This window comes from Streptomyces sp. NPDC001508 (assembly GCF_040298665.1).
GTDB lineage: Bacteria > Actinomycetota > Actinomycetes > Streptomycetales > Streptomycetaceae > Streptomyces.
In genome coordinates, this window is record NZ_JBEPAP010000122.1 from 1 (window position 1) to 7777 (window position 7777).

6 protein-coding genes are annotated in these 7777 nt (G+C 65.7%); 1 reads left to right on the forward strand and 5 read right to left on the reverse strand.

From position 1 onward, the window contains the following. Nucleotides 1-332 precede the first annotated feature (332 nt). Nucleotides 333-1220 carry a citryl-CoA lyase gene (locus tag ABT245_RS45265; protein WP_351746838.1) on the reverse strand — a complete coding sequence of 296 codons (888 nt, stop codon included), beginning with the start codon at nt 1218-1220 and terminating at the stop codon, nt 333-335. 342 nt (nt 1221-1562) lie between these two features. On the opposite strand from ABT245_RS45265, the gene ABT245_RS45270 reads away from it, so the two are divergent. Continuing rightward, entirely contained in the window at nt 1563-2363 is an 801-nt protein-coding gene (locus tag ABT245_RS45270) for an SDR family NAD(P)-dependent oxidoreductase (protein ID WP_351746841.1), read from the forward strand. 69 nt (nt 2364-2432) lie between these two features. Here ABT245_RS45270 and ABT245_RS45275 read toward each other — a convergent pair whose 3' ends face one another. The 4 genes from ABT245_RS45275 to ABT245_RS45290 form a co-directional block, all read right to left on the reverse strand. Beyond that, on the reverse strand, nt 2433-3200 hold the full coding sequence (locus ABT245_RS45275; RefSeq protein ID WP_351746844.1) for an enoyl-CoA hydratase-related protein: 768 nt from the start codon (nt 3198-3200) through the stop codon (nt 2433-2435). Between the two features lie 50 nt (nt 3201-3250). After that, on the reverse strand, nt 3251-4807 hold the full coding sequence (locus ABT245_RS45280) for a class I adenylate-forming enzyme family protein (RefSeq protein WP_351746847.1): 1557 nt from the start codon (nt 4805-4807) through the stop codon (nt 3251-3253). Between the two features lie 503 nt (nt 4808-5310). Continuing rightward, complete coding sequence (locus tag ABT245_RS45285; RefSeq protein WP_351746849.1) at nt 5311-5748, reverse strand: acyl-CoA thioesterase; 438 nt, start codon at nt 5746-5748, stop codon at nt 5311-5313. Nucleotides 5749-6130: 382 nt separating this feature from the next. Beyond that, entirely contained in the window at nt 6131-7330 is a 1200-nt protein-coding gene (locus ABT245_RS45290) for an NAD(P)/FAD-dependent oxidoreductase (RefSeq protein WP_351746852.1), read from the reverse strand. Nucleotides 7331-7777 lie beyond the last annotated feature (447 nt).

The window sequence follows — 7777 nt, forward strand, 5'->3', positions numbered from 1 at the left end:
GCCGGCACCGGCTGACCAAGACGCATGAAGGCATACAGCTGAAGGAGGGCGCGGCCGAACAGAGCCACACCGACCACGATCAGGACCAGCGACACAATGATCGCGGCAAATTGCATGGCCTTGCTCTCAATTCTGTGTCATACACTGCGCGGCAGGTTCTCCGGTGCCGGGAAATCGTCGAGGTACCAGGAGACAGGTATCTCCAGGGTCCGGCTCCAAGGGCCGAACCCCTTGCTGTTCTTCCGGTTGAGACGGGTCAACACACGCGCGTGGTAGGGCTCGAAGTCCCGGCGCATGAGAGAGGGATTCCGGTCAAAGCCGAAATCCTCCGGCTAGGATGCGGGAGTCCAGCCTGCTTCCTTCCAGTCAGCCTTGAAGTCCTTGCCCGCCTCGACGTCGTAGGCAACGGATTCGCCGGGGATGATCCGGAGTGGCTTTCCGTGGGCCAGCTCTTCGGAGATATGGGCCACCACACCGGGCAGTGTCGAGATCACGGCGAGACCTGTGCTCTCTTCCGGGGTGAAGCCCAGTGCAACAAGTACGGCGGCCATGGCGCCCACGTCATTGATGGGGATGTCCGCCTTGCCGGGCCGGGCCGTGAATGCCCGGTGAATCGCCTCGTACAGCAGCGCCGGCCCGTTCCACAGTCCCTCCCTGACCGCCGTTTCCCGTAGGATCGCGGCGCGCGGGTCGACCTTCTTGAAGACCGGGTGGCCCAGGCCGGGAATGCGCTCCTTACGGGCTGCCATGGATTCGGCCAAGTTCGCCGCGAAGGTCTCCAGTGCCTCACCCGACTCCAGGAAGTCGGCGTGCGCTGCGACAATGAACCGCGCGGTGTCCTCCGTCGCCAAGGTGTACTTGCCGACGGCCATCGTCGCGGCGGCGAGACCGGCCACCATGCTGGGATTGGCGGACACGACATACCGGGCCGCAGCGGTCCCGGGCTTCTCCAGTGCGTAGTCGAGGACGGCGGTGAGCACGGCGTCCAGCACGCGGCTCTCGCGAGGGCTGGGCAGGCGCCCCCTGATCAGCAGGAAAGAGGCCGACGTGAAGGACACGCCTCCTATCAGGTCTTCGAGGTCGTATCCACGAATGAAGACCTTCTCCGGGTCGACCCGGCTGATGCTGGACCGCCAGTAGGGTTCGTTTTCATGCGGATGCTGCGCTGTCATTCGTACTCCACCGGGCTCTTCGGAATCCATCTGGTCTGCGGATTTCACAGTAGCCAAAGGGACGTCCGCACCCCATTGGTGTCTTTCCAAAGAGCGCGGCCGACGTTCAGTTTTCCCCTGAACCACGGGCCCTGGTTTCACAAGGGAACAGGAGAACTCCTCGACGCGACACAGCAGCACGGGCCGTCGTCGTCGCCGGACGTGCCCGATCGAGGTCAGGCAGGGCATTGGTCTGTCTACGACGCACCACCGCATACTTCGTGGAGCTACTGATCGCCAAGGACTGCAGCAATCGAAACGATGGGGCTGAGTTTCCGTCTAAGACGTTACCCGTCGAGCCGGCACTGCCCCGATTCCCGCCCTCGATCGACATCATGGAGGAGATTTACTGTGACCACTGAGGATCTTTGGGCTCCGAACTATCCGGACGCCCGTGTTGTCGTCGCCGGCGGTTCTTCGGGCATCGGGTACTCCTCGGCGTCGCGCTTCATCGGCGCCGGCGTGCGACGAGTGGCGTTGCTGTCATTTGATCCGGCGCGTGGCGCAGCGGCGCGGTCGGCATTGCTCGCGCAGCACGGCAAGGCGGCCGAGATCGTTCATGTGCCCTTCGACGCGATGGATCCGGCGTCGGTTCAGTCAGCGATCGACCGGGCGCACGCCGCACTGGGACGTATCGACGTCCTGGTGAACTCGATCTCAGCTCCGGCCTTTCGACCGGAGCTGCTTCACCACACTCCCCTGGCCGATATTCCGAATATTCTGGCAGCGCAAGCGATACCTCCCATGCTGTTGACGCGTGCGGTATTGCCTTTCATGAGCGAGCAGGGCGGGGGCAGCATCGTCAATGTCGCATCCGATGCCGCCAAGATCGCCACTCCGGGCGAAACAGTGCTCGGCGCAGCCATGGCGGCCATCGTGATGTTCACTCGGGCTGCCGCCTTGGAGGTCAAGCGCAACGGAATCCGTGTCAACGCCCTGACCCCGTCGCTGATCTCGGGAACACCCACGACGGAACGCGCATTGGCCGAAGGCTTCAGCAAGAAGCTCTTCGAGCGCGCCGCGGCACAGGCACATCTCGGCTTGCCGTCCGCTGACGATCAGGCCGAAATGATCGTGTTTCTCGGCGGTCCGGCGGCCGCCCGCCTGACCGGACAGGCCATCAGCGTCAACGGGGGAATCTCCGCGGCGTGAGGTGCTTCCCGGCGCCCGCTGGGCGGAGCTGTGTCACTGGAGCGGCGTCGTGGCCTGCTGGGGCGGGTCCTAGCGGTCGGAGATCTGATCGCCCATCCACTTCGGTGGGCGTTTCTCGAAGAACGCACTGATGCCTTCGCGCTCGTCAGGACCTTGCCGAACCACGGCGAAGGCATCGGCCGTCGCCTGCCATGCCTGCTCGTCCTCGCGTTCCACGACATCGGCGATGGCACGCATCGTCGCCTCGACGGACACCGGGGAAGCGGCGGCCACGTCGTCAGCGATCAACAGTGCCTGCGCAAGTGCTTGTCCGGGCTCGCTGAGAAGGTTGACCAGTCCGAGCGTCTGAGCGCGCTCGGCGGTCAAGGGCCGGCCGGTGAGCAACATCTCCTTCGCGATATGCAGCGGGAGGGCTCGCGGTGCGCGAAAGAGCCCGCCCGAGGCTGCCAGCACCCCTCGAAGCACCTCGGGGAAGGCGAAAGTCGCGGTTGCCGAGGCGACGATCATGTCGCAGGCAAGGGCGATCTCAAAACCTCCGCCGTAGGCAAGCCCTTCCACTGCTGCGATGAGCGGCTTGGCCCGCCGACGGCGAATGAGGCCGTACTCCCCGCCTCGGTCGGTCCAGGTGTCCCCGGGGGCATTGCGCAGATCGCTGCCGGCGGAGAAGACCGAGTCGTGGCCCGTGATCACTGCGGCGCGCAGGCCGGGGTCATCTTCGAGGGTGTTCAGCGCGGCGTCCAGGGCCAACGACATGTCCCGGTCGACGGCATTGCGTTTCGCCGGGCGATCAAGCCTGATGACGAGGGTTTTTCGCGCACGTTCGGTTGCGATCGACATTGGTCCGATCCATTTCGGCAGTGGGCGAGCCGGGCAGACCCGCAAAGAAGTCAGCCGGCGGCAATCGAGCCGTGCCGTAGCAGGTCGCCGACTCGACGGCGGTCGACTTTTCCGGTGGTGGCGCTCAGCGGTAGCTCATCGAGGATTATCGCTCGGCTCGGCACCTTATAGGCGGGCAGGTTGTTCCGGCAGAACTGAAGAGCGTCCGCGACATCGAGCGGGGCGTCGCCTGAGATGACGATGGCTGCGACGACCTCTTGTCCGTAGATGTCGTCAGGCAGGGCGACCACACAGGCGTCAGCGATGTCGGGGTGTGAGCGCAGGGTCCGTTCGACTTCGGCCGGCGAAACATTGCTGCCTCCCCGGATGATCATGTCGGACAGTCGGCCGACCACGTGGACATAGCCGGCCTCGTCGACGCGGACCAGGTCGCTGGTTCGGTACCAGTTGTCATCGGTGAGCACCGCACGAGTCTGTTCTTCGTTGCGCCAATAGCCGAGCATGACCCCAGGGCCGCGTCCCCATGCCTCGCCGATCTCGCCGGCTGCCACCTCGTGTCCGTTGCTGTCGACCACCTTGAGCTCAGAATGCGGAGCGACAACCCCGGCTGCTCCGGGTATCGGCTCCGGGCTCTGGGCCGGGTCGTACGTCACCAATGGAAAACATTCGGAGGCGGAATAGTTGTCGAAGATCGGCACTCCGGTGTGTGTCACCCATCGTAGGAAGGCACGTTCGTTACGCGGCTCACCGGCGGACAGGCAGAACCGAAGCGATGTGAGGTCGGGTGTGTCTGCGGTCTCGTCCAGGTAGTTGACCAACTTCACAAACATCGTGGTGACCCCGGGCAGGAAGGTCGCACCGTGCGTCGATATCGCCTCGACCAGCACGTCCGGCCGCGCTCGGCGTAGCGCGATCACCGACCCTCCGCGCACCAGCGTCGCCATGGCTGTTGTGTCCAGACCGTAGAGCCAGGCCATCGGCAGGGCCACCACGGTGCGGTCGGACGAGCCGAGATGCCACATCGCTGAATAGGTCATGGCTCCGTTATGGAGTGCTTCATGGGAGATCATGACGGCCTTGGGCCGACTCGTGGTGCCAGAGGTGAAGCAGATCAGGCCGAGCCGTCCACGGTCTGTGTCCGGGTTCGGCAACGTGTCCTGCCGAGTCGGAGGAATGTCCGGCTCGTCGTCCGAGACAGAGGCGAGCGGCAGCGCAGGGGCGGCCTCCTCGACTTTCTGTCGAGTGTGCGCGTCCGTAAGGACCAGTACGGGATCACTGTTGGTCAGGCAGTATGCGAGGTCGGGCACGGTGGTCGACGGGTAGATGGTGACAAGCACGCCTCCGGCGCGCCAGATCGCCATGGCGAAGACGAGGAAGTCAGCGGAGTTCTCCGCGACCAGGGCGATCCGGTCTCCCGCGGCGACACCTGCCCGCCGGAGGCTGTGCGCGCGTGCCTCGACGTCGGCCCACATCTGCTGATAGGTCAGCGTGGAGAGACCATCGATGATCGCGATGGCGTCAGGCCGTTGCCGAGCCTGCTGTTCGATCTCCTCGACCAGTCCCCCGGGCGAGTCATCGGCTGAGGCGACTCGGGCCGTAGTCGTCACCGTGGTTTCCCTTCGTAAGTCACGAATTGTGCGTGAAGTCGTTGTGCACGGACTGCCCATCGACGGTTCTATGAATTCCGCGCCTGCGCCACGGAGCGGGTCTGTGCCACACCTCCTCTGGGGGAGTCGGCCGTCGGATTGCTGCTCGGGACGGTAGTCAGTGGCCAAGAGGCCAACAACTGGCCGGTTTCCTGTAATCGTCACCATGGGTTGTGACTTTTCCAGGGCCCTGCGCCCAGCAGATGAAGTAGGCGGCCTCGCACACAAGTTGACCGTCCTTCTTGCCTTTTCGTCGAAGGGGGGAGAACGACACGTGCGCCGCCGGCGCCTGCTTCAGCATGTGCCGGGCCCGGGGCAGTGCGCCTCGTGCCCGGGCCCGGTGCCGGCCCGCTCCCGCCCGCGGTACCGGTTGTGCTGCCGCTGGACGCCGGCGCTCTTGCGGACCGGTCAGCCCGGGAGCAGGACAGTCGGCTGTGAGCCGGGGGTGTCCGGCTCACAGCCGTCTATTCGGCGGTGCTGGTCAAAGCGGTGCGCACCTCGTCCGGCAAGGGCGAGGCAGAGCCCGTTTCGGCATCGCAGTGGACGGCGACGACTCTGCCCCGAGCCGCCGGCCCATCCGGACCGTGGACCTCGAACCGGTAGGCCAACGAGGTGTTTCCCAGCCGCTCGAGGAACAGGCGGACGGTGATGCACTGGTCGAAGAAGAGACGGCTCAGGTAGTCGACCTCATGCCGTACCCGCGGCATGCGGCCGTAGAGGTGCCCCAGCCCGCGGCTGCGGAACAACTCGGCCTCGGCGGACTCCACCCAGCGGATGATGGCGGTGCCATGGTGATGGCCGGCGGCGTCGGTGTCATGCCACTCGACCCTCCGTTGCATCTCGACGTCGGCCTTGTGAGCGCCATGAGGCGTTCGCGATGAGGTTGTTTCGGTGATGGCCACCGGGCCTCCATTGAAGGGAACTCAAGTCGTGCGCCGCATCGGGAGCGCTGCCTCTTCACACGTAACTCTACGGCTGCCCAGCGATGGTGCGGCCTCAACCGCGCGACCGGGCACAGTGCCGTTTCCAGGCTGCCGACGTGACGTCTGTGGTTCTGCCGGGTGTGCGGCTCAGGCCGGTGGTGTGTGGTGTTGCCGGCTGGTGCCCGCGGTGTCGGCGCGCGGGGTGTGCTCCCGGTTCCACTTGTCGCTGTGCCGGAGGGCGCGGGCCGCTCGTACGGCCTCGGTCCCAAGGGGCGGTTGCCGATCAACCGTCAAGATCGGCCATGCCCGAGCACGAGGAATCCCTGTTCAGCGAGCAGGGATTCCGTGTGCCGCGACGCGCTCAGGGCTGGGGTGTCGTCGTCCCGGTCCTGGCATGCAGGCCCGGCCGGTCCGCGGCTAGATGCTCTCGCAAGTCGCACGGCTCGTCGACGATTATCTGGGCGAGTACCTCTGCGGACGTGGGGCCGGTGGCGATCCCGAAGGAGTGCCCCGTGTTGACGTAGAGGCCGTCGATCTTGTCGACGATCGGCAGCTGGTCGGGGGTGGTACCCACGAGCCCCGCCCACAGGCCGGTGACTCCTAGCTCGCCGAGCTTGCCAGTGCGGTCAAGCGCAGTGTTGATCATGGTTTGGGTGGCCGACAGGCTGATGTGGGGGTTGAGCGAGCCGCGGCCGTCCACACTGTTGCCGACGAGAAGCGACCCTTCGGTGCTCTGCGCGAGTGTGTCGGCGTACCCGAGATCGCCGGCGGTCATGTTCAAGGGGGGCGGCTCCGGGAAGGCCGCGGGGTCGTGCCCGGGGAGGTCGGTGAGGGCGCCGCAGTCGGCCACACCTCGCGGGCCGTGCAGGATCGGGCCGGGTGCGGCGGCCACGGGCTGTGTGACCAGCTGACCGACCCGCGTCGTATGAATGGGCAGGTCGATGCCCTCGGAGCGAAGGTTCACCGACCAAGCTCCCGTGGCCCACACCACGGCGTTGGCATGCACCTCTCCGCGCACCGTACGAACGCCCACAACCGTGTCACCCCGTCGCATGGTCCCCAGCACGGCGGTGTTCTCATACACGCGCACGCCCCGGCGCAGGCATGCACTGCCCATGCCGCGGGCGAAGGCCTGTGCGTCGATCTGGGCGTCGTCCGGGCAGTACACCCCGCCGAGGGCGGTGTCAGGGAGGATCGGCGACAGCTTCCGCGCTTCGCGGCGGGTCACCATGGAGACCTGGAGTCCCGCCTTCTTGCGGTCCTCGGCGTAGCGCTCCACGTGTGCGACCTGGGTGTCGGTCTCGTAGAAGAAGAGCCCACCGTTGCGACGGAACTCGAAGGTCGGGCCCAGCTCCCGTTCCAGCGCGGCATATGCCTCACGCCCTCTTCGGGCGAGCTCCAACTCCGTGCCTGTGCGGCGCACCTGCAACCACAGTGAACCCGGGTTGCGGCCCGTAGCGCCGAACGCGAAGAACCGCTGTTCCACAATGACGACGTCGAAGCCCCGCTTACGCAGCTCGTATGCCGTGCAGAGACCGATGATGCCGCCCCCGACCACCACGATGTCCGCAGAGTCCAGTCCTCGCGCCGTGCCGCTTCCAGCACCGGCAAAGGAAGCTGCACCTCTCTCCCTCATACCGCCTTCTCGCCTTCATTGAGCCGCGAAAGCGGCACACGCGGCCATCGAAACAGGGCGCGCGGGCCGCCGAGCCACCACAAAACCGCAGAGGCCGGCCTCGGGGCGCTCACTCTTTTCAAGGACACAAACCTATAGGCGCAGTCAGCCTGCCTCCTCCGGGAACTTACTGAAGACCGGGTCGAATCATCGTGATATTCACAGTCGTGCCTGGCAGGGGTCGCACTAAACTGGCGGAATCTGGACTGCGGTCGGCAGATGGAAGACCATCACCGCTTAGCCTCGATCTTTCGTGACGGTCCGTCGGTTTCTCTGGCGGGCCGTTTCGGTCGTCCGGGCTGATCACGGGCAGGTGTATGGCCCGGCTGTCGC